The organism is Rhodococcus sp. NPDC059968, from assembly GCF_042738615.1.
In the GTDB taxonomy this organism is placed as follows: Bacteria; Actinomycetota; Actinomycetes; order Mycobacteriales; family Mycobacteriaceae; genus Rhodococcus_F.
Map to the genome: position 1 here is coordinate 69209 of NZ_JBHWUE010000024.1, position 25278 is coordinate 94486.

Genomic DNA, 25278 nt, shown 5'->3' on the forward strand with positions numbered 1-25278 from the left:
GGGGATTCACCCTTCCTGTTGCAGATGGATGCGAAGACCGGGCGCGCACACTGTCAGAGTGGCGTAGCGACCGGCACGCTCGAGCAATCCACGGGTGAGACTTTCGTACGGTGCCAATGCCTTGTACGGCTGCACGTCCGCTCTCCGCGGGACGGTCGCCACCGTGACTCCCGCTATCCACGCGAGCAGTACATCCTCATCGGCAGCAAGATCCGCTTCGACTGTCGGGGAGTTGGATTCGGACCTCAGCACCGAGCCGACCCGCGCCTGGAGGTCGACGCGTTGGTCACCGTCCACCGTGCCGTACACGCCCTGCAGCAACCTGCGCAGAACCGGCCGGAGGCTGTCGTATCTCTGCTCCCCGCCGAAGTGACACATCGCCTGCTCGGCGATCGCTCGGGCGAAGGGGGCCACCATCGGCGGCGAGCCCATCTCACGGCGCACTGCCGCGCATTCGGCGGCAAACTCGTGCAGGTCTGCCCAACGTCCGCTCGCACGCAGTGCGCTCCGAACGTCGGCCGCTACCTCGCCCGGCAGCTGATGGACGTACGTCGCCAGATCGAATGGCCACGGGGTTGTCGCGGGAAAGCCTTCCTGATCGGCGATCCCGGCGAGGATCGCATCGGCGGACAGCAGAGCGTCGAGGTCGGGCAGATCCTGATAGTCCTCGCGGCGCAGGACGCGGATCAAGGACGGAAGCGACGGAAGGGAGGCGCCGTTGGCGACCGAGGGCAATGCGGTGTCGATGCCGCGGACGCCGAGCCGGCCGGCCTCGATGGCGACGACGGTCCCGAGTGCGGTGTGGCATCGGGTGTGGAGGTCGAGTGGAGTGTCACCGAGGGCCGACACCAGTGCCGGGACGAGGGTGTGCACCCGGTCCGGTGTCAGGACTCCGCCCTCGTCTCGCAGCATGACCCGGTCGGCGCCGGCAGCGACGAGAGACGCCGCGCGCTCCGCATAGGTTTCGTCGGACACGCCGTCGTCGGCTGTATAGGGAAGCGCAGCAATGGCGGTGAGTCCCGCCGCGGCGGCAGATTCGAGAGCAGCCTTGAGGCGGACCAGGTCCAGCAGCGGATCCAGCAGAACCACCTGCCGCAGGCCCGCTGCTGCCAGTGCCGTCAGCCAGCCGTCGATCGCCGCGGGGCCGAGGACGTCGGCACCCGCCCGCCCATGCTCGGTCAGCAGGTTGACGGTGGCCCGCAGCGGAACGGGACCGTAGTGCCGGTGGGCGAGTTCCACCCGCTGCAGCGGGTGTTCGTCGCGGGCCATGCATCCGTTCAGGACTGCCGGGCTCAGCACCTCGACCGCAGCGAGGCCACTGGACGACAGCGCGGCGGCGGGGACGAGGACCATCCGATTATCCAGTGCACCTGCCCATACCGCGGTCTGGCCGTCGGTCAGGCTGGTGTCGGTGAAGGTGAGCCGGTGGCTGCTCATGCCGATGCTCCCGCCTCGGTGAGGGACTGACGAATTCGGGGCTCCTGGTTACGCGACGGGAGAAAGACGTCTTCCACCCATCTCGTGGTGACCGCTCCCTCGGCGAAGTCGGGGTGAGCGAGCACCGAATGGTGGAACGGCGCGGTGGTCGTCGGACCGTTGACCGTCAACTCGGACAGGGCGGTACTCATCTTCTCGATCGCCTCGGCTCGGGTGGGGGCGTGCACGATGATCTTCGCGAGAAGTGAGTCGTAGTACGGCGAGACCGTATATCCCGAGTAGCAGTGGGTGTCGACCCGAACACCCTGCCCACTCGGTGGTACCCACTCCGAGACCGTCCCGGGGCTGGGGAAGAAGCCGCGATCGGGGTCTTCGGCGTTGATACGGCATTCGATGGCGTGGCCGTGCAGGACAATGTCGTCCTGGGTGAAGGACAGCGGCAGCCCGGACGCGATACGAATCTGCTCGGCCACCAGATCGCGCCCACTGATCATCTCGGTGACGGGATGCTCGACCTGGATGCGGGTGTTCATCTCCAGGAAGTAGTAGCTGTTGTCGCGGTCGTCGACCACGAATTCGACGGTGCCCGCACCGACGTAGTCCACGTTGCGGGCGAGACGGACCGCGCTCTCACCCATTGCTGCCCGTTCGTTCGTCCCGAGCACCGGCGAGGGCGCCTCCTCGATCAGCTTCTGATGCCGCCGCTGCGTCGAACACTCTCGTTCACCGAGATGCACGACGTTGCCGAACTGATCACCGATGACCTGGATCTCGATGTGCCGAGCGCGTTCGATGAACTTCTCGACGTACAGGGTGGGATCGCCGAAGGCCGATTGGGCCTCCGACGACGCGGACCTGAACGCGTCCGGAACCTCCGCCGCCGACCCCACGACCCGCATGCCGCGGCCCCCGCCACCCGCAGTCGCCTTGATCAGCACTGGAAACCCGATCTCCGTGGCAATCGCCAGAGCCTCGTCCGGATCGGACACCGCCCCCGAGCCGGGCACACACGGAACCCCTGCCTCCGATGCCAGGCCCACCGCCGTGATCTTGTCGCCCATGCTCTCGATCGACTCCGGTGTCGGGCCGATGAAGATCAGGTCGGCGTCGCCGCAGGCACGGGCGAACGCCGCTCGTTCGGACAGGAATCCGTAGCCGGGATGGACCGCGTCGCAACGGGTCCGCTTCGCCGCCCGGATCAGCAGGTCCGCGCGGAGGTAGCTGTAGGTCGGCTGCGGCGGGCCGAGGACGACGACCTCGTCGGCCATCCGCGCGGCCAGGCTGTCGACGTCCGCGTCGGAGACCCCGACCACGGTCTCGATGCCGAGCCGACGGCACGCCCGGATGATGCGGACCGCGATCTCGCCGCGATTCGCGACGAACACTCTCCGGATGTCGTGCCGAACGACTGGGATGTCGCCGGTCATGCTGCGGCCTCCGCCTCGGTGGGATCGACGATCATCAGGATCTGCTCGTGCTCGACGGCCTGACCGTGCTCGACGAGGATCGAATGAACCCGGCCCGCTGCCGGTGCCCCGACCGAGTTGAACATCTTCATCACCTCGATCAGGCAGAGCGTCGCGGATGCCTCGATCTGCTGACCCTCTTCCACGAACGGCGGCTGAGTCGGTGCCGGCGTCCGGAAGAAGGTGCCCGGCATGGGTGCCCGGATGGCGATCATCCGATCCGGGACTTCGGAGAGTGCCGGGCTCCTCACGGTGACCGGGGCAGCGGTCGGCGCGGGCTCCGGCGTCACGGATGGGGCCGGGGCCGCGGTGGCGGTCGTCGGCGCGAGGGCTTCGACCGGCAGCGCACTCATCGGTGCGGCCCCCGGCTTTCGCGCCTGCAGGACGACGTCGCCGATCCGGAGGTCCAGCGAATCGAGATGCTCTGCGGTGTCCAGTAGTTCAAGGATGCGTCGGACGTCTGCGTGTTGGAGATTCATGGTCTGCTCCTCGTAAGTAGCGTTCGCGATGAGGTGTCGGTCAGGCCCGCATGGTGCGTGCGGTCGTGCCGAGCTGTGCGGGCAGGATTCGGTAGGCCTGACGTACCCATTCACACAGCATCGGACGGGTATCGCGGGGATCGATGACGTCCTGGATTCCGAACCTTTCCGCGGTTCGGAACGGGTTCTCCACGGGCTGGAACCGCGCGTAGAGTTCAGCCCGGAGCGCATCCGGGTCATCACTTTCGGCCAGAGTGCGCCGGTAGGCGGCCTCGACGCCGCCCTCGATGGGGATAGATCCCCAATGCGCTGTCGGCCAGGCGAGACGACGATTGATGCTGCCACCACCTATCGGGCCGTAGGCGGCGCCGGCCAGTCCGTAGGCCCGACGCACGAACAGCGAGAGCCAGGGGACGCGAGCCTGCTCGAGGGCCATGGCCGTCCTGATGCCCTTGCGCAGGGTGCCCTTCTGCTCGGCGGCGCTGCCGACAAAGGTTCCGGGCTGGTCGATCAGGTTCACCACCGGTAGATGGAAGGTGTCGGCCATATCGACGAATCTGGTGATCTTCTCGGCGGAATCGACGGTCAAGGATCCACCGAGCCACATGGGATCGTTCGCGAGGACCGCCACGGTGTGACCGTCGAGACGGGCGAGCATCGTGATCTGAGATTGTCCGAAGTACCGTCCGATCTCGAACAGGCTGCCGTCGTCGAAGACCGAGGCCAACAGCTTGCGCATGTCGTACGAATACTGCTTGATTTCCGGGATCGTCGTGGACAGGGCCTCGTCTCGACGATCGACCGGATCGGCGCACGCCCTCGCCGGAGGGAGCTCGTGAACGCTCGACGGAAGGTACGACAGAAATCGAACGACGTCGTCGAGTGCCTCGAATTCGTCGGCGGCCTCGTTGTCGACGACACCCGATGCACGCGCATGCACACCCGAGCCGCCGAGCTCGGCGTTGGTGACGTCCTCGCCCACCGCCTTCTTCACGACAGCGGGTCCACCCGCGAACAGGCAGGAACCCTCGGCGGTCATGATCGACAGGTGACTCGCGCACACCCGGACCGCGCCGAGGCCTGCCGCCGCGCCGAGCGCGACGCCGACGACGGGAACTGTGGCCAGCAACTCTACCATCGGCCAGTGCGGGTACCCGGGAATCTTGGTGGCGGACATCTGCTCGAGGAGGTTGACACTGCCGCCGGCGGTCTCGACCAGCCGGATCACCGGCCAACGGTACGTCAATGCCAAACGCTCGACGTACTGCCATTTTTCGGGGTTGGTCGCTTCCGAAGATCCCCCTCGGACGGTGAAGTCCTCGGCTACGACGATGACGTCCCGACCGTCGATCTTCGCCTGCCCGCATACGACATTCGACGGCTCGACCGAGATCAGCTGCCCGCGTTCGTCGTAGCGGGCCGATCCGGTCATCATGCCGATCTCGCGCCACGATCCTTCGTCGACGAGCCGTTCGATGCGTTCGCGCGCCGTCAGTCGGCCGCGCGCGTGTTGGCGTTCGATCTTGTCCGGGCCGCCCATCTCCAGAGCGAACTCACGGCGCTTGGCGATTTCCGCTTCGAACCACGGCCGGCCGGTGCTGTCCGCTGCGCTGGTGCCGACGGTCAGGACCGGGGCCGCCGCTCCGGATTCGATCTGGGTCATGACGAGATTTCCTTCTGTCAGGGATGGCGGTCAGCGAAGCGCCGCGGCCGGCAGTACGTCCGCGAGGTGGGCGCGCACGTGGTGGGTGGAGCGGGCCACGAGGACGCCTGCGTCGGCGAGCGCTGCGCACTTTTCCTGCACGGTGGCACCGTCGGCGCTGCGCGGCGCGTGACCGAACGGCAGCGTCGTCGGGAGGGAATCGCCGGCACGCCCGGCGACCATCGCGATGACCGGCACGTCGATTCGTCCGTCTGCCACCGCGACTGCCAGGTCGACTTCCTGGCCACCGGACGGTTCGCCGAACACCACCACAGCGCGGGTGTGCGGGTCACTCGCGGCGAGTTCGACGCCCTCGGTGAGCGTGGTCCCGACCGCGGGCGTGCCGCCGATGGACATCTGCACGCTGGTTCCCCATCCCCAGTTGCGCACCAGCATCGCCAGTTCGGAGGCCATGCCGCCGCTGCGAGAGACGATGCCCACCGAGCCGGGCGTGAACCGCTGCCACGGTTCGTTGCCGCCGGGGCAGCCGATTCGGCCCACGCCGGGGACGACGACGCCTTGGGAGTTCGGTCCGATGACGTGGCAGTGGTGCTCTCGCGCGACCTCGAGCGCCCGGAGCCAGCGATGCTGCGGGATATTCTCCGAGCTGACCACGATCAGTTCGATGCCCGCCTGCGCGGCTTCGACGACCGCATCCGCGGCGGCGTGCGGCGGCGCGTAGCTCATCGCGACCCGGGAGTCTGTCGCCGCAACTGCCTCGGCCACGGTGTCGAAGACCGGCACGCCGTGCACCGCGGAACCACCCTTGCCGGGCGTGATCCCGGCGGCCACGTCGACTCCGGAATCGAGCATCCACCGCGTTTCCAGCTGCCCCTGCCTGCCGGTGATGCCTTGCACGAGAAGACCTGAAGGGGCTTCGAGTAGTTCACGAATCATCGAACGAGTCCTTCCAGTTCCTGCGATGACTGCTCCATGGCGGTCAGCAGTAGGTCACATGCGTCTTCGAGTGAGGCGGCGCGATCCAGGACGAGAGCTCCGGGCAGATGCTGACGGAGGACGGCGTGCGCCTCCGCTTCGTGTGGGCCGGCCAGCCGGACGACGGTCGGCACCCGTGTCGAGTCGAATCCGGCCCGATCCGCGGCAGCAGCGAACTCGACCGCCACATCGCGGGCATCGGCGAGACTCAGCACGGCGCCGCCGAACAGCACCCCGCGAAGCCCTGGGACCGAGAGCGCCGAACTGAACAGAGTCTGCAGCTTCGCGCTACCGGCACCCGGCGATGCGTCGAGGTAGCACGCGGGACGGATACCGAGGTCGGTCAGGTAATCCAGGGCGAGAAGCCCCGCACCGCCGCCGGTGATCATGCAGGCGACGTCGCCGTCCAACTCGAAGAACTTGATGCCTGCCCTGTTCGGTTCGGCGGCGTCGGCCGCGCGGACTGCCAGCTCACGCGGGGTGGGTGCGCGGTCCACGACGGGGTCGGGATCGACCAGTGCCGACGGGCGCAGTGCCTGGGCGTCGGGATGACCGTGAGGGTCGAATTCGACCGCCACACCGACTCCGACGAGTCGCCGACCGTCCCAGCGAAACGGGTTGACCTCGACGAGGACGGCCTCCGCACTGCAGAAGGCGGTCCAGAGAATCTGCAGCGCATCACCGATCGCGCTGCGCAGCCGAGGGTCCGGCACGGCAGCCCGGTCGAGCAGGTCTGCGACCATGTGGTCGTCGGGGCCTTCCGCCAGGCCGACCGTCACGGCAGCCGCCTGGTGCGCATCGAATCCGACCCCACCGGTGGCGGCGGCCCGCACGACAGCGCCACGGGTTGACTCGTCCAGGGCAATGGAGAGGTAGCACTCCTCGCCCTCGACGAATTCCTCCACCACCGCGGGCGCGCCGCTCCGAAGAGTTGCGGCGACGGCGGAGGACAGCTCGGCCCGGGACCTGCAGATGTGCACCAGGCCGGCGAGGCCCTTGCCGCTGCCGGCGATGTCCGGCTTCACAACCCATGGCGGGCCGAACGCCGGCCCGTCCGGCGCAAGGTCGTGCTCATCCGTCACGACGACCAACTCGGGCGTCGCAAGGCCGACCCGGCGCAGCCATGGCATCGCAGCGCTCTCAGTGGCGCGGGGCATCGCGTCTCCTTCCTTTGGGGCCCTCCCCGGGCCTCTCGATTTCGTTTCTCAGTGTGATCCGGGTAACTGATTCACGGAAGTGAGCGCAAGCGACCAGGGTGATTGCCATCATCGATCACTCGGGTCTAGGGTCGCGGCATGAGGTCGGAGCAGATGCGCTATCTGGAGGCCGCGATCCGCCTCGGTTCGCTGCGCAAGGCCGCTCAGGAGGTGGGCATCGGGCAGCCGACTCTCAGCCAGCAGATCCGTCGCCTCGAGGAGGACCTCAACGTCGTCCTCTTGATCCGTCGCGCCAACGGGGTTCTCCCCAGCGCGGAGGCGCGGATTCTGCTACCGCACATTCGACAGGTGTTGCAGGCCGATCGCGCACTTCGAGAGGAGGCGGGGCTGATCAACGGACTGCGCAGCGGCAGCGTGCGCCTGGGCGCAGTCACCACAGCCAGCCAGATACTTCTACCGAGAGTGGTCCCGCTCTACCGGAACTCATTCCCCAACGTGCGATTCTCGGTGTGGGAATCCGGCTCCCAGGGTGTACGCGACAGCGTGACGAACGGCGAACTCGACCTCGGGCTCGTCGTGAGGGCCAATGACCCGGCCTCCGACGCAAGCCTCACCGCAACCGATCTGATCTCTGATGAGGTCGTGCTGTGCGTGTCCCGGCGACATCCCCTGGCCGACAAGTTGACAGTGGGAATTCAGGACCTGGCCGGCCAGTCCTGGGTGGTGTCCGCGCATGGTTTCGCCCTGCGGGAGTTGGTGGACACCGCATTCGCACCGCCGGCACAGGACATCGTCTACGAGACGACGAACCCGCACACGAGCCTGCTCATGGTCGCGGCCCGAGTGGGTATCGCCATGCTGCCCCGGCATACACTCCGCGACCACTGCGCCGACGAAGTTGTCACTCCTGCAACGGATTGGGATCCACCTCAGCTGACCGTCTGCATGATCAGGCGGTCGGATACTCAGCCGGCACCGGCGGTCCGCAAGCTCATCCAGGCATTGCGCGAGGTCAGCGCAGACTGGTCCCGTGACCACCCGATCATCAGGTAACTGATCGCGCCATCGCCGGCGGATCATGCAGTGGCTGCTCTCGCCCTGATCAACCCTCGCTCTGCGATTCCACGACCCACGCCGCGATCTGCGCGCGGGAATTGAATCCCAGCTTCGTCAGGAGGTGTTCCACGTGCCCCTGGGCGGTGCGGGGCGAGATCACCAGTCGAGCGGCGATCTCCTTGTTGGTCAGCCCCTCGGCGATGAGTGCGGCAACCTCACGCTCCCGCTTCGTCGGCTTGGGCGACGGACCGGAGGACGTCGAAGAGGGCGAAACCTGCTCGCCCAGAGCGTAGGCGACGGCTGCGTCGAAACCGAGCGCCGCACCCTTCCTGTGGGCGGCGGCGAATGCCTGCTCACTCATCGCCCCTCGGGTCCGGTGTTCGCACTCGTCCTGGTACACGTTCAGGCCGGGCACCAACACCGTCGAACTGCCCACCGACAGGGTGAGCGCCTCTGCCGCTCCCATCAGCAAGACCGCCCGATCCATGTTCTGCTCGTCGGCGGCAATCCACGCGAGGGCCTGCACGCACACACTGGCATTGAGCCGGTCGTTCACCCGGCGGTCGAGCTGGAGCGCCTGCCCGAGGAGCCGCACCGCCCGTGCTCTCTCCCCGAGCCGCCACACCGCGACAGCCAGCGCCCACAGCGAATACGACCGATACACCGATTCGCCCTGTGCCTCGGTGATCGCGAGAATGCGCTCATGGCATTCGATGGCCCGTTCCGTGTCGTTCAAGAAGTCGTGCGTCATGCCGAGGCCCACGACTGCGGCGACCTCGAAGACGTCGTTGCGTGCCGTGAACACCTGGGCGGCCTTCCCGAGATGTGCGCGCGCGTCGAGAAGGCGCCCCCCGAACAGTGCCGCGTATCCGATCGCGTGGTCGAGGTGCGCGCGCACCTCCGGGTCGGTCGTCCGAGCGGCGAGCGACTGCGCTTCCTCCGCCAGTGTGTCCGACACCGGAATGTCGCCCTGCACTCCGGCCAGTACAGCGCCGGCGTATAGCGCCTTGGCGCGATCGCTCGTGGGCTCGGATGGCTGTCGAGCAAGGAGGCGACCAAGCCACCGCCGCCCCTCGCTGAACAGACCACGGGACAGCCAGAATGGGTACAGAGCGGCAGCGATCCGAAGCCCAGCATCGGGACTGTCGGACACGCAGAAATCCAGCGCCTCACGGATATTCGGCTGTTCTCGACCCAGTCTGGCGATCAACGCGAGCTGCCGGGAACTGATCCAGTCGGATTCCGCCTCGACCGCCAGCCGCTCACACCAGTCACGGTGCCGACAGCGAAGCTCGGTGTAGTCGCCAGTCTCCTGCGCTTTTTCCCGCCCATAGGCGCGCAGGGTCTCGAGCATCCGGAACCGCACCGCGCTACCCGACTCTTCTCTCGTCAGGATCGACTTGTCGACAAGGAACGTCACCGTATCGAGGAGGTCGACGGCGTCGTCACCATCGCAGACCTGTTCCGCAGCTTCGAGTTCGAAACTGCCCGCGAACACGGAGAGCTGCGCCCACATTCGTCGTTCCACAGGAGTACACAGGTCGTAACTCCAGTCGATGCACATTCTCAACGTCTGCTGCCGCGACGGCGCGTCCCTGCTGCCGCGAGTAAGCAACAGGTAGCGGTCGGTGAGGCGCTGCAAGATCTGGTCGGGCGTCATCGCGCGAAGCCGGGCCGCCGCCAGCTCGATCGGTAGCGGCAGCCCGTCCAGCCGCTGACAGATTCGGGCGATGGTGACCTTGTTGTCCTCGGTGAGCTCGAATCCCGGGACAGCGGCGGCGCCGCGTTCCGCGAACAGGGTGACCGCATCGTTGCGGGGCAGTCCCTTCGGCAGGTGATCGGGATCCGGGACGGGCAGTGGGGGGATCAGGAGCGCCGTTTCCCCGCCGATCCCGAGCGGTTCGCGACTCGTCGCGAGAATTCGCAGCCGAGGGCACGCGCGAAGCAGGATTTCAGCGAGCTTCGCGGCCGCGGCCACCACCTGCTCGCAGTTGTCCAGCACGAGCAACAGCTCCCGCGGGGCGAGGAATTCGACGAGCACCTCGTGCGAGGGGCGCGCCGACTTGTCGCGCAGCCCCAGTGCGGCCGCCACCACCCCCGCCATCAGCGAATCATCGAGCAGCTCGGCCAGTTCCACCAGCGTCACACCGTCGGAGAAGTTCCGTTGCGCCTTGGTGGCAGCACGCACGGCAAGCCGGGTCTTTCCTACCCCGCCGATTCCGGTCAACGTCACCAGCCGCGACGTAGCCAGCAGGTTCGTCGCCTCGGCCAGTTCGGTGCGGCGGTCGACGAAACTGGTCAGCTCCAGCGGAAGTCCACCCGTTCGGCCCGAGTCCGCCGGTGACCACGACGGCCGACGCCCCGCGCCCTCTTCCGAGGAACGCGCGCCCACGACGGCTGTTCCGCTCGGCACTGCACCCGGTTCGGCATGCATTGCCATTTCGTCGACCGGGAAGCCGTGATGAAGTTGGGACTCACGGAGTTGCCGACCCAGTTCCACGGCGGACGGGCGGGCGCCGGGTTCGGCGGACATGGCATGTTCGATGACGGCGCTGATGTCCTCGGAAATGCCGTGCTCGCGCGGGTTCGGAACCGGCTCGGACGTGATTCTCAGGAACTGTGCCATCAGCTGCTCACCGCTCCGGCGTTCGAACGCCGCATGGCCGGTGATCGCAGCGAACAAGGTGGCGCCGAGCCCGTACACGTCCGCGGCGGGACTCGGCGGCTCGCCGGCCACCACCTCGGGGGCGGTGAACGCCGGCGAACACGTCACGACACTGGCCGTGGTTTCGAACCCGCCGGCGATGTGGGCGATGCCGAAATCCGTCAGCGCAGGCTCGCCGTAATCGGTGAGCAGAATGTTCCCGGGCTTGACGTCGCGATGAAGGATCCCGAGCCGGTGCGCGGTCTCCAGGGCACCGGCCATCTTCACCCCGAGACGCAGCGCTTCGTCCACTGGGAGCGGTCCGTGGCGGCGGATCCGCTCGTCGAGAGAACCCTCGGCGTGGTACGGCATCACGATGAAGGGCCGGCCGTTCTCGGTGACACCGGCGTGGAGGACGTTGACGATGTTGGGGTGACCGGTCAGCCGGCCGGCCGCGCGCTGCTCCCGCAGGAACCGTGCCCGATTCTCCTCGTCGAGGTCGGCGGTGAGGACCTTGACCGCCACGGTGCGGTCGAGGGCCGCCTGGGTGCACCGGTACACGATGCCGAATCCGCCGCGACCGATCTCCTGGGAATCCTCGAATCCGGCCGCCGCCAGCTCCGCCGTGACCGAACCGGACACGTCGCGTTGCGTCGCGAAGGGATCGACATCAGTCATCGGCTACACCGATTCATCCCGCTCGAGGCACTGCCGACAAATGCCACACTGCTCACCTCTCGACGACGTACCCCAGGATATCGCCGCCGGTCACCGTCCGCTTCAGGAATCTCAGTGTGGCGCCGAACATGGCCGTACGATCGCTTGGACCGCCCACGGCGATGAGGAAGCCATGCTGATCTACTCGATGAGCGTCTCCGTCGACGGATTCATCGCCGACCGTGAGGGCGCGTTCGGGTGGACGGTTCCCGACGACGAACAGTTTCGTTTCCACACCACGCAGACACGCGAGCTCGGCGGCTACCTGTGCGGGCGCGGGCTCTACCAGACGATGCTGCCATGGGAGACGGATCCGTCTCTGCGCGAGAACGAGCTCAGGCCGCGTTCGCCGACGTCTGGTGCGCGATCCCGAAGGCGGTCTTCAGCCGCACACTCGACGGCGTCCGGGGCAACGCCCGGCTCGCCGAGGCAACACTGGCCGAGGAGGCCGCTGCGGCGCTCGACGCGACCGGCAAGGATGTCTCGATCGGCGGCGCCGGCCTGGCCGCGGCGGCTATCGAGCTCGGCCTCGTCGACAAGCTGCGCATCTTCCGCAATCCGATCGTCATCGGCGGCGGCACGCCGTTCCTGCCGCCGGTCACCGAAGACGTCCCGCTCGACCTGATCGAGACCGGGACCTTCGGCTCGCGTGTGATCTACGAGCGCTACCGGCGCGCCCGCGGTGAGTTGGACTGACACCTCCGACGGCGCCCTCACCCCGCGTGACGGCCCATCGACTCGACCCGCGATGGAGTGAGGTCAATGGAGGGTAGGGCGGTAGATGAGCTCTTGGATGTGACCGTCGAGCGTCCTGTTCTCGAGCAGCTCCAGGTCGAAGTCGGCCGCACCCTGGAAGATCGGGTCATCACCGGTCTGACCGGTGATCACAGGGAAGAGCGTCACCTGCAGGCGGTCGACCAGGCCGGCGGCCATCAGCGCCCGGTTCATCGACAGGCTGCCGTGCGAGCGCAACGGCACCTCGGACTCCCGCTTGAGCCGGGCGACGACGTCGACGGCGTCACCGCTCACGACGGTCGCGTCCGGCCAGTCGAGAGGTCCTTCCAGCGTCGTCGACACCACGGTCGCCGGCAGACTCCTCATCCGGGTGACCCATGGGTCACGCACTTCGGACTCCTCGGTGCTCGAGGCCAGCATCTGCGTGAATGCCCGATACGTGTTGGCCCCGAAAATCATCCGCTGCTCCGCCTCGTACAAGGCAAGGCGGTGGTCGAGCAACTCGGGGCCTTGCTTGCCCCAGTAGCCGCCCCAATCGCCGCCGCTGATGCCGCCGTAGCCGTCGAGGCTGGAAAAGACGTCGAAGGTGTAGGTCGCGGTCATGTCGTTCTCCTCGAGTGCGGTTGTGATCGGTACAGGTACAGACTGGGAACCACTGCGAAACTCATCGCCGTCGGACCGGCCACAGCGTCACCGGCGGCTTCAACCCTTGATGAGGTCGTCGATCTGGCCGATCGCCTGCGAGGCACCCTCCACCACGCCCATGTCGAGCACCTGCTGGAGACCTTCGGCGGTTGCGTAGGTGCTGACGTAGGTGGCGACGGTGCTGCCGTCCCGGTCCTCGAAGGAGAACTCGTTGGTGGACACCGGCATCGATTCGATCGGGGTGAAATCCGCGTCGGCGAATCCGTCGGTGAAGGTGAAGCCGGTCGGCTCATCGACGGAGATGATGTTCCAGTACCCCGCATGCTTGTCGCCCTCGGGTCCGGTCATGTAGTAGGTGACCCGACCGCCGGGGGTGAACTCATGGTCGACCACCGTCGCCGGGTACGTCGGTGGACCCCAGATCTTCTCGAGTTGGCGAGGATCGGCATAGATCTGCCAGATCCGCACTGGGGGCGCGGCGAACTCGGCGATGATGGTCAGGGTCAGCGCATCCGTGTCGTGGCTGACATTGGTGACAGGCATCGTTCATTCCTTCCGTTGGGGTTGCGTTGCGATCAGTTCGTCGATGCGTGCGATACGCCCACGCCAGACCTGTTCCAGCTCGGCGAGCATGGACGACACCGCGCGAACTGCTTCCACATCGCCCGTGGCGAGTTGTTCACGGCCGCTGCGTCGTTTGACGAGTAAGCCGGACTTCTGGAGGACGGCGACGTGCTTCTGTACCGCAGCGAAGCTCATGTCGTACTTCGCTGCCAGTGCCGAGACGGAATGCTCGCCGGCCAGCACGCGACGCATGATGTCGCGCCTCGTTCGGTCGGAAAGCGCGTGGAACAGGGCATCGGCCTGGTCCTCATCTGTTTCTGACACAACCAGAACATACAACCGATCGGTTGTATGCGCAAGGTCGCTTCGACTCTCAGGATGCGAGCGAGGAGGTCGCATGCCCCGGAGGCGTTGACGAGGACCTCACCGGCACGCAACGGACAGTGCGGCCACGGACTCAGCTAGTGGAAGGTGGTCCCCATACCCGGAAACGGTAGCCGGACGAGCGGGCGGGTCGGCGGATCTCACGTCGGTGTGCACACTCATCCGGGGGCTGGCGTGGTTCGCTACATTGTCGACATCCGGTTGCGCCGAACCTCTCTTGTCCTGGCGGAAGGGTCATGCCCCCAAGCTGCAGAGCCAGCTTGACGGTTCACATGAACGCCAGCATAGGAAACAGCGCGATCGCGGAGACGGTGATCCCCGCAGCGCCGGCGACGACGCCCAGCAATGCTCGCAAGGATGCGGCCTCGTCGTCGGCCACCGAGGACCGCAACGTGGCGATGGCCCCGCAGAGGACCGCTGCCACGCCCAGGGCGAAGCCGAGTCCGACCACCCAGAACGAACCAATGGAGAGCGCCCCCAGGATGATCGACACGGCAGGTAACCGTGAACCATGCCGCGTCCATACCTCCTCGCTGCCGGAGGAGCACACGCCGTTGTCGGCACGTGAGCCGCGGGGGACGGTGGCGGTCATGATCCTCCTTCGCGCGGTTGACGAGTCGGCGGGCATATGTCCGCGTCACACGACCGAAGCGTTCTCGGGGACTGTCAGTTGACGAACTCAGACGACGGTGTCGAGGCCGATTAGTGGGCGGCAGTCACGACTCGGTCGAGAGTGGTATCCAGCTTGTGACTGGACCCTTCAAAGAAGTTAGCACTCATGCGAGGCGAGTGCTAACTCTTTTTGATAAGCGACTTTCAGCTTTCTGCGTGTAGTGGACCTGTTTCGCAGGGGGCCAGGCCCGCTGGTGCAAGCGTCCGACTCCGATTCGCCGGCCGCACCTCGGCAATCGAGCGCGAGGACCACGCGTCCAATTGGCACCGGACCGCGTCGCCACTCTCGCGAGTAGCGACCGGTCCGGTCGACTATCGGAACAAACCCGGGAGGCGATTGGCCTCAGACGACGAAACCGCCCGGCCCCATTACCCCGGTTTGAATCCATTTCTCGAGATCTTCCCGTGCGGATTCATCAACGAACTCGAAGCGAACCCCGCCGGTAGTCTTCGGGTTCGTGTACCACGCAAATGTGGTTCCATCGGGGTTCAAAACCTCGCCATCCGATTCCACTCCGGAATCGAGATACCGCTTCTTGTTTTCATCGATTTTCGGGTCCCACATGCCGATGTGATGCACGCCCTCCCCGTGACCAGCGGAATAAACTCCGTCACCCTTGGCTTCGAGCAGTTCCATATAGGGGGGTCCTTGTTGAGAATATGTAACTCGCAGATCGAACTCGTGTTCGTCGGGATCGACCAGCCTATTGAGATGGACTTCAGTCGGCTCGTGGAAGGTAAGCCCAAAAAGCTGACCGTACAGCTTGATTGCGTTGTCGATGTCTCTGACGAGGATTCCGTAGTGATAGACGTTCGGTGATTCCATTTGCGTTCCTTTCGGGACTGCGAGCAAATTGGACGCCGGGAAGGCGGTGCGAAACCTGCCTTCTCCTAATGCTTCTTCCTGATCTCATCCACTCCAATCGGTTCATCCGGAGGCAGAATTCGTGCATTTTCATTCATGTTCTGCGGTCGCATTGTCCGGAGCCAGGAGTTGGTACGGTCGACAAGACCGACTATGCCATCTGGAAAAAACAGCACGATCAGAATAAACAGAAATCCGAGGACGAAGAGCGGTTCGGACACTGTGCGACTTGCCCATTCAGGTAGGCCGTCGAGGACGCCGGAAGTAGAAAGCTCGGGCAGCCGCAAAGTGAGGATTCCGTATACGAGGCCACCGATCGCTGCACCCCAGATCCGGCCGCGTCCGCCCAGTACCACCATGACGATCAATGCAAGACTGAAATGCACTGACGCGCTGGATGGATTGGCGCCACGCGCAACCAAGAGATAAACCGCTCCGCCTGCCGCCGCGATCACGCCGCCGAAAGCATATGCAACCAGCTTGTAGCTGTACGACAACAACCCAAGACTTTCGACCCGATCCTCGTTCTCGCGGATCGCTTGCCAAACCTGGCCACAACGAGACCGCGTCGCCATCCATGCCAGAAGGTAGGCGACGACGGCGAATGCAAGCGATAGCCAGTAAAGCCAGCGGACATCGCGGGCGCTCGCGAGCAGATCGGGGATCTGCTTGAAGGCAACAGGCAGGCCCTCCTCGCCGCCGAAAATCCCCACAGGATCTACCAGGAGCAAGATATAGAAGGCCTCGCCGAACGCCAGTGTGACCATTGTGAAGGCGACTTCCTTCACGCGAAGGGCGATCGCTCCCAGCGCGGTATTGACCAGCCCGGACAGCACGATGGCGAGCGCTGCGGCGGAAAAATACCCCAGGCCTGCGTGCATCAGTAGGTTGGTTGCGTAGATTCCCAGAGCGAAAACCAGGGCATGACCAGCGCTCAGCAGGCCGGTGTATCCAAATACGACGTCGAAAGATATCGCGACACCAGCGAACACGAGGCCAATCGACAAGATGAGCAGAGAACCAGAACTCGACAACTGTCCGGGGAGAAGGATCGGAATCGGAACATCCAACATCGGTAGGGCAGCCAAAACGAGAACGACCGTGAGGCCCACTCGCGCCCCGACGGAAATCCGACTCGGACGCATTTTTCCCGGACCACGATCGACGGGCAACTCTGTTTGGGTACCGGATAACGGAATCATGCTGATGCAACCCTTCCGAGCAAGCCCTGTGGGCGCAGTAATAGCACAGCCGCAAGCAGACCGACGACCGCGATGTCGCCCAGTCCGGTGCTTACGTAGAAGTTCACGATTTGCTGAGTAAAGGCGACGAGAGCGGCAGCGATGGCGGTGCCGCCGATAGATCCGAGTCCGCCGATAATCACCACGATGAAAGCGAAGATCAACAAATTCGGACCGAGTGCAGGAGTAATTCCCGTGAAGTAGACCGCGCCCAGCGCGCCACCCAGGCAGGCCAAGGCTGCGCCCAGTACGAACACGAAGGTGAAGCTCCGCGCGACATCAATTCCCAGCGCCTGAACCATCCGCCTGTTCTCGACACCTGCGCGGATGATCAACCCATACTTGCTCTTCTTCATGAAGAACAGCAAGCTCACCAGCACCAAGGCTGATATGCCGAAGATAAGGATTCTGCTGTTGGGAATGCGTCCACCGAGGATCACCGTGACGTCGGTGAACCAGGCCGGCTGTGCGATCGATTGCGGCGAATACGAAAAGATACCGCCGATGAGACCCTCCACGACGAATGCGAGCCCCAACGTGATAAGGATCTGCGTGAGGTGATCACCATAGTTGCGCGCTATCAGCGTCCGCTCTACGAAATATCCTAGAACGCATCCGAATATGACCGCGACAACTATGGCGACAGCGAAACGTGCAGCGAGGGAATCTATCAAGTCGAACCGGTCCATGACGACCCAGGCCACATATCCGCCCACCCCGAAGATGGCGGCATGCGCAACATTCAAGACGTCCATCAAGCCGAATATCAGGGAAAGCCCTGAAGACAGGAGGAAATACAGGCCCGCGAGTCCGAGGCTGGTAGCAGTGAGGACGATAAGTGTTGTCATTGTGCCGACCCCTTTTCGGTCCCGATCGTGTTGCTGTCGCGGGAAGACGGTGCGACACCGAGGTAGCGCTGCGTGAGATCCGCATCTGCGGCCAGATCCTCCATCGAACCGGTAAATACAACTGCGCCATGGTCCAGTACGATCGCATCAGTGGCCAGGCGCTGCGCGACTCGGATGTTCTGGTCGACCAGCAAGATTGTGGTGGCGCTGGCAGCCTTCGCCAGAGCCTCGACTACCTGGCCGACCACGATGGGCGCCAATCCCTTGCTCGGCTCGTCGATGAGGAGCAAGCGGTTCGGGTTCAGGATGGCACGCGCGATTGCCACCATCTGCTGCTGGCCTCCGGACAGCGCTCCCGCCCGCTGAGCGCTCCGGCGCAGCAAGTCTGGAAACAATTCGTGTACGAGATCCAGTCGTTGGGTCGCCTCCGGTGTCCGAGCGGCCAATCGAAGATTCTCGGCGACAGTCAACGTGCTGAATACCTCGCGGTCCTCGGGCACGTATCCGATACCTCGGCGGACCAGGTGGTGGGTCGGCACGCCCAAGGTCTCTTCGCCGTAGAGCCTGATGCTGCCGCTGCCCTCGAGCAAACCGAGAATTGTCATCAAAGTTGTCGTCTTCCCCGCACCGTTGCGACCGAGCAGTGCGGTGACACGACGTGGACGTACCTCGAATGACACGCCCTCCAGCACATGTGCTTCGCCGCGGTGCACCTGAAGGTCTCGCACGGACAGGGCCGCGTCGCCGGCGGACATCAGAACTCCGGCCCGAGGTAGGCGGCTTGGACCCGCGGATCGGACATCACTGCGTTCGGCTCATCGCACAGGAGAAGACCGCCGTCTTGCATGACGGCAATACGATCTGACGCGTCGAGAACCAGATCCATTCGATGCTCGACCATTACCACCGTACGGCCCGAGTCGTGCACCGCCCGTACGACGTCGATCAGCGCGTGGACATCCTCGGCGGAGACGCCGGCCGTCGGTTCGTCCAAGAGCAAGACGCGCGGGCGCGCGCACAACGCGAGGGCTATCTCGAGCTTCCGCTTGTCTCCGTACGGTAGGTCGGAAACGATGTTTCCGCCCATGTCGTGCAGGCCGACCTCTTCGAGGTGCTCTCGCGCACGCTCAGTGGCTCGATCGTGGGCCGATGGCCTGCCCCAAAGGTTCATGCTCCCACCCAGCGCAGCCTGGGCCGCCAACCGTGCGTTCTCGAGGACCGTCAATCCAGCAAACAGGCTCGATGTCTGGAACGTCCGTCCCAAGCCGCGCCGGACACGATGTGCGGCTCCCATCTTGGTGATGTCCTGACCATCGAAGTGGACTGAACCCGATGAGGGGCGATATACCCCTGACAGGAGATTCATCAACGTGCTCTTGCCGGCCCCGTTCGGCCCGATAACGGTGAGAAACTCGCCACGCCGAACACGGAGTCCGACATCACTGACGATGGCGAATCCACCTACACTCCACGAGAGATCAACTGTCTCGAGCACATACTCCATCGCCGGACCCAGTGCCTGTGATGCCGGCCCCCTTCGGGCCGGCGCTGCGGTATTCTTCATGGTTTCGCTGCCTCGCTACCGACGTTTCCGACGGTGTGGGCGGCCAATTCGCCATCGCTGTCACTGAGCGAGACAATGTACATATCCTGAAGTAGGGCGTGGTCACCTGAGCGGATTGTCATAGGTCCTTTCGGTGCCTCGAATGACCACCCCTCGAGTGCCTCGATCATGCCTTCCACGTCGTCGGGGCCCGCAGTGGAGATTGCGTGCACGATCTGCTGAGCAGCCACGAAGCCGTCGTGGGTGGACAGGTCCGCATCAGGTACGCGCTCGGTCAGGCATTCGTTCATTTCGCCACCTGGTGCGCCGGGGTAATAGTGCGTCACGAAGTTGATCTTCTCGGCGGCATCACCGTAGATGGACCAGTGTGGCTTCTCGACCAGCACGCTCGCCACCGTGGTCGTGTCCAAGATCCCTTGTTGCGACATCGCTTGCCACATGGACGGAGCCCCATCGCCGTAATACACAACAATCAGTAGATCGGGCTTCAACTCGCTGATTCGCCGCGCGTAGGGAGTGAACTCATTCGTGTCCAAAGGCACAAGCACTTCTTCTACTTCAGATCCGCTCGATTCGAGGATGCCGGTGATGGTAGAGGCGTACTTCTGTCCGAATGCGTAGTCCTGGGCAAGCACTACCGTCTTGTTATTGTTCTTCTCGAGCACGCTGCTCAGGGCAGCCGCTTCCTGATACGCCTGTCGCGAGGCACGGAAAGTGTTGGCGTTCAGACCGGTGACGTCATCGATTCCCGCGGCACCGGAGATGTACAGGAGATTCTGCTGCTCGGCGAAGTGCCCGAGTTGGAGCGCGGCGGCGGACGATGTGGTGCCTGTGAGGATGTTTATCCCGTCACCAACCATCCTGGTGGCCGCAGCGAGTGTCTGCTCTGGATCGCCGCCGTCATCGGCGTAGACGAATTCGATTGGCTTGCCGTCAACTTCGTTGGTTCCGTCGGTACTGCAGTACAGGCCGGCCTCCAACCCGTCCTTGATCATGTTTCCGTAGGTACCAAATGATCCGGTAAGCGACGTTGTCACGCCAACTCTGATCGCATCTCCTGATGCGCCGGAACCCGTTGAACTGCAGGCGACCAAACCGACTGACGCCAGCAACGCTGCGGACAGTACACACGCGCCTCGACGCGCACCTCGTAAAATCACCACAATTTGCCCCTTCAGGAAGATTCTCGTCGCAAGAAATGCCGGCAACTGAGGAATGCGACTGGTCGAAACCGCTCAATGCTGCGTCGGAACTGGTCAATCTCATGGTCTTCGACCAAATTTGGATTGGTTCGCCACGGCCATGGGAGATTCAAAGTTCATAGACTCGAAACGCATTTCGATTATCAGAATGTCGCGCCGGATGGCTGAAGTCAAGAGTTTCGAGAAGTTTCGGCCGTCCGAGCCCCTACCGTCCCGGCCTGATGCAGCGCAGGACGTGCGCAGCACAGCTCTTGACCTGGCCGCGAAAGCCGTGGCCGCGCAGTCGGAATGGCGCAGCGATGAGCACCGAAACCGTTGCAGGGGAGTCGTATTGCGACATTTGCCCACCAGGACGCCCGACCCTGCACTCGAAGGCGAAGGCAGGGTGGAGCGCACCGGAGCGCTTCTCAGACGAGGAGGTTCCAGCCCTTCCTGCCCGACATGCACACTTCATAGGCCACGGGGTCGATAGTCTGGTATATCCCGAGAGCGGTCTGGCCGTCATCACGTGTGACACGGCAGAGATGCTCGTTGAGGCCGCGGATGCCGATCCGGGTCTCCGGTCGGCTCAGATCATACGTTTCACCCTCGGTCAGGTCGGGGCCGTCATAACCGCCTTGGTGGATATCGCGATCCGGCGTGCCGCCGTACATTCCGCATCGAAGATAGGCCGTCTGCTGACCTACCCGCTCGTAGTGGAGTTGGACTTGCTTGCCGTCATCGAACTCGTAGTCGACGATGGCTTCGACGAAGATGTCCGTGTCCGGCTCGAACCGGAGCCGGCGGGTGGGCTTGAAAACTCGTGTCGAACCCGATGTCGAGTCGCCGAACGGGTAGAACAGTCGGTCCCCCCATAGCGCCCAGTCCGGAAATGCCACGAAGGCGTTGCCGTTGGTCCCTACGTGCAGGCGGCCTCCCAGGGACAACTCCGGTCCCCCGACGCCGCGGCCGGTGCCCCAGTGGCGATCCCTCGTGCCTGCAGCATTCGGACCCAAAGTGGTTCGTTCGCCGTCGATCTCGACCCATCCGGTCACCGATCCGAAGCATTCGAATCCGCTGGTGACATCGTTGCGGCGGCCAGCCGGAAAGCCGCGCGCAGAGTCCGACAACGGCTCGCGAAAGACTTGCCGAGTGGTGTCGTGGAACGTCAAATCGTAGCTGACCCCCCACTCGTTCGGCTCGAGGACGTATCGCCACTCCCGCAGACCGCGAACAATCGTGGGCACGATCGGTCCCACACGCAGGTCGGTGCGATCCGCGCCGATCGAGCGGAAACTCCGGACAGTGGTATGTCGACCTTTCGAGTTGACGATCGCGTAGGCCTCGGCCCGGTCGAGGTTCGGATAGAGGCTGCCGCCCGTGGCGATCAGTAACTCGCCGGTGTCGTCGTGGATCACCACCCAGTGGCGCTCATACGCCCGGGGATCCCCTGTCCACATGACCCGCACGGGATCCGGGGTTTGGTGGACGAAATAGTCATCTATCGGTGACAGCGGAAACTGTTCGGCCAAGTGCTTGTCGCCGGAGATCGATTCTGGTGATAGTGCGTTCACGTTTGTTCTCCTTGCTGGCTGTCAGGTGGGATCGGTAGCAACCCGCCACTGCAGGTAACGTCCGATCTCGGCCCGACGCTGTCGACACTCGGGGTTTCTGGGCATGGTGGAGATGAGCTGAGCCAACGATCCTCGTAGCTCCTCGTTTCGCGCGGCGACGGCTGTGAGGTCGGTCGGGACAGGTGCCTGCGCCTCGACCCCGGCGTCCAGGAGTTCGGTGAGCCGAGCGTTGTCGTCCAGGAGGAAGGGCAATGCTGTGTCCCACGATGTGGCAATCCGCTTGATCAGTCGGCGGGCGTTGCTCAGCAGTTCGGACGTCTCGGCCGGAAGCGAATGGGATTCGTCAGCGAGATCGAGAAGCCGATCAACTCCGGACAATTGCTCGTGAATGGTCGGTCTCATCGGAAATCCTCCTTGACTACGAAATCGAGCAATGTCGAAAGCACCCGGCGGGTGGGGCGAAATGGCTCGTCACTACGGCCATAGAGAAACGATCGCAGACCGCTGACCTGCATCACCGCGGTCTTGAAGGTCGAGAAGGTCTGCCACCACTGAAGGCTGCTGTGGTCGACCACGAATCCTGTGGCTCGCTCGTAATGCGCGATCAGGTCGTCGGCATCCCACGCTCCGTCGATCAGGTGCTCCACCCTGCGCAGCGGCTGCGTCACCCAGCCGAGGTCCTCGAGCGGGTCGCCGAGATGAGCCAACTCCCAATCGAGCAGTGCGGTAATCCGATCACCGTCCAACAGAATGTTGCCGGGTTTGAAATCGGCGTGGACCAGGACGATGCGAGCCGGTTCGGGTGCTGACGCTCGTAGTCCGGCAATCGCAAAATCCAACTCGGGCAAAGGCTCCAGCTGGTTTTGACGCAGAACCTTCTCCCAGGCGTCGAGTTCGGCGGGCGCACCGAGCTGGCCGGAACCATCGAGTACAGCCGACAATCCGAGTGCCTGCCAGTCGGTGCTGTGGACTTGCGCCATTAGTTCGCAGAAGCTTTCGGCAAGCGCCCGCCGCTGAGTGATCGAGCGTTGCGAGTCCGACAGCACCCGGTAATCGCAGTCCCCTGGGCACCGCTGCATGATGAGCGAGGGCCGGCCGAGCCATCGCCCGTCGGCGTCGAGCCAGCGGGCAGCCGGGGTTGGCAGATCGCTGTTCTCCAGTATGCCGAGCAACGCGAACTCCACGTTGCGGTCTGTGTCGACCAAGCCTCCGTCCGGGTCGCTGCGCAGGATCAACGGCTCGCAATGCTCGGTGCCATTGCGGTCGGTCACCAGGTCGAACACCCAATTGTCCCGGGACCTACCGACACCGATGCGGTTCAGGCCTACTACTCGAGCACCGACCCCATCCAGTTGGTCGGACAGGAATCTGGTGAGACGGTCGTCAATTTCGGATGGTGCTGTCATCGTTGGTGTCCGTTCTGTTCGTGAAGGCTCGATCGGTGCTGAGGCGCCGCTATCGCGATCATCGCCTCGGCGCGTTCGCGCAGAGTCCGTCCTCTGAGATCGACGACGCCGAACTCGGTGGCCACAAAGTCGATGCTCGTTCGCGGCGTCGTGACGGTCGGGGGCTGCAACTGTCGAACGATCCGGGAGGTTCGACCGCCGTTTGCCGTCGCAGCGAGCGCGACGATCGAGGCCCCGCCGGGCGAGCGCTGAGCGGCCCGCAGGAATTCTGCTTGCCCGCCGGTGGCTCCCAAATATCTGCTGTCGATCTCTTCGGCATTGACTTGACCGGTGAGGTCCACCTGCAGTGCCGAGTTCACTGCGAACAGTCGCGGGATCGACGCTGCGGCTGCCGGACCGATTACCTCGGCGACCGGCCGTACCCACGCTGTCGACGCGGCGATGTGCTCGTACAGTTCCTCGGAGCCCGCGGCCTCGCTGATGATGACCGAACCGGGCTCTTCGCAGAGTGATCCAGCGCGATGCAGATCCAGCAGCCAATCGCCGGCGAGGGTCGATCGAACACGCAATCCGCGGCGTGCGGTCAGCGCCTTCCCGATGGCTGAGGGGACCGCGCCGATGCCGAGTTGGATGGTCCCGCCGTCAGGGATCAGCGGCAGGATATGCCTGGCGATTCCGTGGTGATCTTCATTTACTGCTGGTGTGGGCACAATGGGAAGAGGCCGGGACGTGTGGATAACGGCATCGAACGTGGAGGCCGGAAGTGTAGGCGCGGAAGTGGTCGGCATCGCGGCATTGACCTCGGCCACCACGGTCCGTGCTTCCGCGATCAGTTCGTAGGTGTAATCCATCGCCATTCCCAAGCCGTAGCATCCGTGCGAATCAGCAGGGGACACCTGCATCAGGAGAACGAGGTTGCTCTGGGCACGCAAAGGCAAGAGGCGTGGCAGGTCGTCGAAATTGCAGGGGATTACCTCGGCATGGCCGGTGGCCGCGAGCTTGCCGAGCGGCCCCATTGCGCCGAAGGACACGAGCGGACGCTGCGGCGCAGATCCTATGAGCGCATCGCTGTGGCTGAGTCCGACGAAGATCTCGACGTCGCGTGGGCAGGCCGCGAGAAGCTGATTGAGCAGTGGCGTCGGCTCCCCGACGCCTTGCGCCACCACAACCAGGTCTCCGGGCCGGACGAGATCGGCAGGCCAGTTGCTGTTCACAGGACCGCCACGGGCGTCACCGGAGTTCCGGTCGAGCCGACGAGGGGGATCGGAGCGAACAATAGGAAGAACGTCGAACGGTCGAGGACGGACAGCGCCTCCCCGAGTTCCGCGAGATCCAGGTTTTCGATCAGCGGCACGCCGAACTGGTGGAGGAGCACCAGATGTGCCGGAAAGCCGGGTTCAGCCGATTGCTGTTCGACGGCGTAATTGTCCGCACCGACCAACGCCACGTCACGGCTTGCGAGCCAGCGGGCGGCCTCTTCGGTGATGCCGGGTTCGTCCGCGAAGTAGGAGTCGCTCGATCCCTTCGATTCCCACCACCCGGTCCGGATCAATACAGCGTCTCCCGGCTCAACCGACACGCCGGCTTCCGAAATGCCACGCTCGAGGTCTTCCGGGCCGACCGCGGTCTGCGGGGCGAGCGGCTGACCGGATGCGCGCACCAAGTCGACGAGAATGCCACGGGTGGCGACAGGTGCGAGCTTCTCGGCGCCGCAGCGCTGTGCGCCCTGCGTACTTCTGATGAGGGCAGACGAATGCCCATTGTAGAGTTCGTCCCCCGACCACGCATGGGATAGTGCGTCGACGTGAGTACCACTGTGCGTCGCGAATTGCACTGTGTCCTCCGCGAATTTGAATCCTCCCGGCGTGCGTGCGCCGAGCGCGTAATCGCCGGCGTCGCGGTTCATGAACCGCGACGGCTGCTGCCGGTGGCCGGGCGCAGGTGTCTTCGGGCCGAGAGGTTGGGCCAGTGAAAGCGTCTGTCCGGTGGCGACCAAGCCCGCGGC

24 protein-coding genes are annotated in these 25278 nt (G+C 64.5%); 2 read left to right on the forward strand and 22 right to left on the reverse strand.

Annotated elements, in window-relative coordinates; translation table 11 throughout:
- Nucleotides 1-6: 6 nt before the first annotated feature.
- The 6 genes from ACFWAY_RS20665 to ACFWAY_RS20690 are packed head-to-tail and all read right to left on the reverse strand — an operon-like array spanning nt 7 to nt 7177.
- A complete protein-coding gene (locus ACFWAY_RS20665) occupies nt 7-1437 on the reverse strand; it encodes a hypothetical protein (RefSeq protein ID WP_378511906.1) in 1431 nt (476 codons plus the stop codon).
- Nucleotides 1434-2864 carry an acetyl-CoA carboxylase biotin carboxylase subunit gene (gene accC / locus ACFWAY_RS20670; protein WP_378511907.1) on the reverse strand — a complete coding sequence of 477 codons (1431 nt, stop codon included), beginning with the start codon at nt 2862-2864 and terminating at the stop codon, nt 1434-1436. The genes ACFWAY_RS20665 and accC overlap by 4 nt, the downstream gene beginning before the upstream one ends.
- The gene (locus ACFWAY_RS20675; RefSeq protein ID WP_378511908.1) at nt 2861-3382 is read right to left on the reverse strand and encodes an acetyl-CoA carboxylase biotin carboxyl carrier protein; all 522 of its coding nucleotides are present in this window, start codon (nt 3380-3382) and stop codon (nt 2861-2863) included. The genes accC and ACFWAY_RS20675 overlap by 4 nt, the downstream gene beginning before the upstream one ends.
- A gap of 40 nt (nt 3383-3422) precedes the next feature.
- Nucleotides 3423-5045: an acyl-CoA carboxylase subunit beta gene (locus ACFWAY_RS20680; protein ID WP_378511909.1), complete on the reverse strand. Its 1623-nt coding sequence runs from the start codon at nt 5043-5045 to the stop codon at nt 3423-3425.
- A 30-nt stretch (nt 5046-5075) separates the two neighbouring features.
- Nucleotides 5076-5981, reverse strand: a complete 906-nt coding sequence (locus ACFWAY_RS20685; protein WP_378511910.1) for a CoA-binding protein — start codon at nt 5979-5981, stop codon at nt 5076-5078.
- The gene (locus ACFWAY_RS20690) at nt 5978-7177 is read right to left on the reverse strand and encodes an ATP-grasp domain-containing protein (RefSeq protein ID WP_378511911.1); all 1200 of its coding nucleotides are present in this window, start codon (nt 7175-7177) and stop codon (nt 5978-5980) included. The genes ACFWAY_RS20685 and ACFWAY_RS20690 overlap by 4 nt, the downstream gene beginning before the upstream one ends.
- Nucleotides 7178-7315: 138 nt before the next feature.
- Between ACFWAY_RS20690 and ACFWAY_RS20695 the strand changes: the two genes are divergently transcribed.
- Nucleotides 7316-8230 carry a LysR family transcriptional regulator gene (locus tag ACFWAY_RS20695; RefSeq protein WP_378511912.1) on the forward strand — a complete coding sequence of 305 codons (915 nt, stop codon included), beginning with the start codon at nt 7316-7318 and terminating at the stop codon, nt 8228-8230.
- A gap of 49 nt (nt 8231-8279) precedes the next feature.
- On the opposite strand, the gene ACFWAY_RS20700 is transcribed toward ACFWAY_RS20695, so the two are convergent.
- Nucleotides 8280-11555 carry a protein kinase gene (locus ACFWAY_RS20700; protein ID WP_378511913.1) on the reverse strand — a complete coding sequence of 1092 codons (3276 nt, stop codon included), beginning with the start codon at nt 11553-11555 and terminating at the stop codon, nt 8280-8282.
- Nucleotides 11556-11894: 339 nt separating this feature from the next.
- On the opposite strand from ACFWAY_RS20700, the gene ACFWAY_RS20705 reads away from it, so the two are divergent.
- A complete protein-coding gene (locus tag ACFWAY_RS20705; RefSeq protein WP_378511914.1) occupies nt 11895-12290 on the forward strand; it encodes a dihydrofolate reductase family protein in 396 nt (131 codons plus the stop codon).
- A gap of 63 nt (nt 12291-12353) precedes the next feature.
- Here ACFWAY_RS20705 and ACFWAY_RS20710 read toward each other — a convergent pair whose 3' ends face one another.
- The 15 genes from ACFWAY_RS20710 to ACFWAY_RS20780 form a co-directional block, all read right to left on the reverse strand.
- The gene (locus tag ACFWAY_RS20710; RefSeq protein ID WP_378511915.1) at nt 12354-12932 is read right to left on the reverse strand and encodes a dihydrofolate reductase family protein; all 579 of its coding nucleotides are present in this window, start codon (nt 12930-12932) and stop codon (nt 12354-12356) included.
- A gap of 99 nt (nt 12933-13031) precedes the next feature.
- Nucleotides 13032-13517 carry an SRPBCC domain-containing protein gene (locus ACFWAY_RS20715; protein ID WP_378511916.1) on the reverse strand — a complete coding sequence of 162 codons (486 nt, stop codon included), beginning with the start codon at nt 13515-13517 and terminating at the stop codon, nt 13032-13034.
- Between the two features lie 3 nt (nt 13518-13520).
- Complete coding sequence (locus tag ACFWAY_RS20720) at nt 13521-13862, reverse strand: helix-turn-helix transcriptional regulator (RefSeq protein ID WP_005254327.1); 342 nt, start codon at nt 13860-13862, stop codon at nt 13521-13523.
- Between the two features lie 328 nt (nt 13863-14190).
- A complete protein-coding gene (locus tag ACFWAY_RS20725; protein WP_378511917.1) occupies nt 14191-14514 on the reverse strand; it encodes a hypothetical protein in 324 nt (107 codons plus the stop codon).
- Between the two features lie 423 nt (nt 14515-14937).
- Nucleotides 14938-15420, reverse strand: a complete 483-nt coding sequence (locus ACFWAY_RS20730) for a VOC family protein (RefSeq protein ID WP_378511918.1) — start codon at nt 15418-15420, stop codon at nt 14938-14940.
- A 65-nt stretch (nt 15421-15485) separates the two neighbouring features.
- Nucleotides 15486-16661: a branched-chain amino acid ABC transporter permease gene (locus ACFWAY_RS20735; RefSeq protein WP_378511919.1), complete on the reverse strand. Its 1176-nt coding sequence runs from the start codon at nt 16659-16661 to the stop codon at nt 15486-15488.
- Nucleotides 16658-17548: a branched-chain amino acid ABC transporter permease gene (locus tag ACFWAY_RS20740; RefSeq protein ID WP_378456087.1), complete on the reverse strand. Its 891-nt coding sequence runs from the start codon at nt 17546-17548 to the stop codon at nt 16658-16660. The genes ACFWAY_RS20735 and ACFWAY_RS20740 overlap by 4 nt, the downstream gene beginning before the upstream one ends.
- Complete coding sequence (locus ACFWAY_RS20745; RefSeq protein ID WP_378456086.1) at nt 17545-18303, reverse strand: ABC transporter ATP-binding protein; 759 nt, start codon at nt 18301-18303, stop codon at nt 17545-17547. Before ACFWAY_RS20745 ends, ACFWAY_RS20740 begins: the two co-directional genes overlap by 4 nt.
- Entirely contained in the window at nt 18303-19112 is an 810-nt protein-coding gene (locus tag ACFWAY_RS20750) for an ABC transporter ATP-binding protein (RefSeq protein ID WP_378511920.1), read from the reverse strand. The genes ACFWAY_RS20745 and ACFWAY_RS20750 overlap by 1 nt, the downstream gene beginning before the upstream one ends.
- Nucleotides 19109-20275, reverse strand: coding sequence for a substrate-binding domain-containing protein (locus tag ACFWAY_RS20755; protein ID WP_378511934.1), 1167 nt, complete (start codon nt 20273-20275; stop codon nt 19109-19111). The genes ACFWAY_RS20750 and ACFWAY_RS20755 overlap by 4 nt, the downstream gene beginning before the upstream one ends.
- A gap of 446 nt (nt 20276-20721) precedes the next feature.
- Nucleotides 20722-21867, reverse strand: coding sequence for a hypothetical protein (locus tag ACFWAY_RS20760; protein ID WP_378511921.1), 1146 nt, complete (start codon nt 21865-21867; stop codon nt 20722-20724).
- A gap of 21 nt (nt 21868-21888) precedes the next feature.
- Nucleotides 21889-22269: a hypothetical protein gene (locus ACFWAY_RS20765; RefSeq protein ID WP_378511922.1), complete on the reverse strand. Its 381-nt coding sequence runs from the start codon at nt 22267-22269 to the stop codon at nt 21889-21891.
- Entirely contained in the window at nt 22266-23273 is a 1008-nt protein-coding gene (locus ACFWAY_RS20770) for a phosphotransferase family protein (protein WP_378511923.1), read from the reverse strand. The genes ACFWAY_RS20765 and ACFWAY_RS20770 overlap by 4 nt, the downstream gene beginning before the upstream one ends.
- Nucleotides 23270-24487, reverse strand: coding sequence for an acetyl-CoA hydrolase/transferase family protein (locus ACFWAY_RS20775; protein WP_378511924.1), 1218 nt, complete (start codon nt 24485-24487; stop codon nt 23270-23272). The genes ACFWAY_RS20770 and ACFWAY_RS20775 overlap by 4 nt, the downstream gene beginning before the upstream one ends.
- Nucleotides 24484-25278: cyclase family protein (locus ACFWAY_RS20780; RefSeq protein WP_378511925.1), on the reverse strand; the 795-nt coding region annotated here is incomplete at its 5' end. The genes ACFWAY_RS20780 and ACFWAY_RS20775, both read right to left, overlap by 4 nt.

Coding starts and splice junctions, on each gene's coding strand:
- ACFWAY_RS20665 (WP_378511906.1), bottom strand. CDS start 1,437: ATGAGCAGCCACCGGCTCACCTTCACCGACACCAGCCTGACCGACGGC.
- accC (WP_378511907.1), bottom strand. CDS start 2,864: ATGACCGGCGACATCCCAGTCGTTCGGCACGACATCCGGAGAGTGTTC.
- ACFWAY_RS20675 (WP_378511908.1), bottom strand. CDS start 3,382: ATGAATCTCCAACACGCAGACGTCCGACGCATCCTTGAACTACTGGAC.
- ACFWAY_RS20680 (WP_378511909.1), bottom strand. CDS start 5,045: ATGACCCAGATCGAATCCGGAGCGGCGGCCCCGGTCCTGACCGTCGGC.
- ACFWAY_RS20685 (WP_378511910.1), bottom strand. CDS start 5,981: ATGATTCGTGAACTACTCGAAGCCCCTTCAGGTCTTCTCGTGCAAGGC.
- ACFWAY_RS20690 (WP_378511911.1), bottom strand. CDS start 7,177: ATGCCCCGCGCCACTGAGAGCGCTGCGATGCCATGGCTGCGCCGGGTC.
- ACFWAY_RS20695 (WP_378511912.1), top strand. CDS start 7,316: ATGAGGTCGGAGCAGATGCGCTATCTGGAGGCCGCGATCCGCCTCGGT.
- ACFWAY_RS20700 (WP_378511913.1), bottom strand. CDS start 11,555: ATGACTGATGTCGATCCCTTCGCGACGCAACGCGACGTGTCCGGTTCG.
- ACFWAY_RS20705 (WP_378511914.1), top strand. CDS start 11,895: ATGGGAGACGGATCCGTCTCTGCGCGAGAACGAGCTCAGGCCGCGTTC.
- ACFWAY_RS20710 (WP_378511915.1), bottom strand. CDS start 12,932: ATGACCGCGACCTACACCTTCGACGTCTTTTCCAGCCTCGACGGCTAC.
- ACFWAY_RS20715 (WP_378511916.1), bottom strand. CDS start 13,517: ATGCCTGTCACCAATGTCAGCCACGACACGGATGCGCTGACCCTGACC.
- ACFWAY_RS20725 (WP_378511917.1), bottom strand. CDS start 14,514: ATGACCGCCACCGTCCCCCGCGGCTCACGTGCCGACAACGGCGTGTGC.
- ACFWAY_RS20730 (WP_378511918.1), bottom strand. CDS start 15,420: ATGGAATCACCGAACGTCTATCACTACGGAATCCTCGTCAGAGACATC.
- ACFWAY_RS20735 (WP_378511919.1), bottom strand. CDS start 16,661: ATGATTCCGTTATCCGGTACCCAAACAGAGTTGCCCGTCGATCGTGGT.
- ACFWAY_RS20740 (WP_378456087.1), bottom strand. CDS start 17,548: ATGACAACACTTATCGTCCTCACTGCTACCAGCCTCGGACTCGCGGGC.
- ACFWAY_RS20745 (WP_378456086.1), bottom strand. CDS start 18,303: ATGTCCGCCGGCGACGCGGCCCTGTCCGTGCGAGACCTTCAGGTGCAC.
- ACFWAY_RS20750 (WP_378511920.1), bottom strand. CDS start 19,112: ATGAAGAATACCGCAGCGCCGGCCCGAAGGGGGCCGGCATCACAGGCA.
- ACFWAY_RS20765 (WP_378511922.1), bottom strand. CDS start 22,269: ATGAGACCGACCATTCACGAGCAATTGTCCGGAGTTGATCGGCTTCTC.
- ACFWAY_RS20770 (WP_378511923.1), bottom strand. CDS start 23,273: ATGACAGCACCATCCGAAATTGACGACCGTCTCACCAGATTCCTGTCC.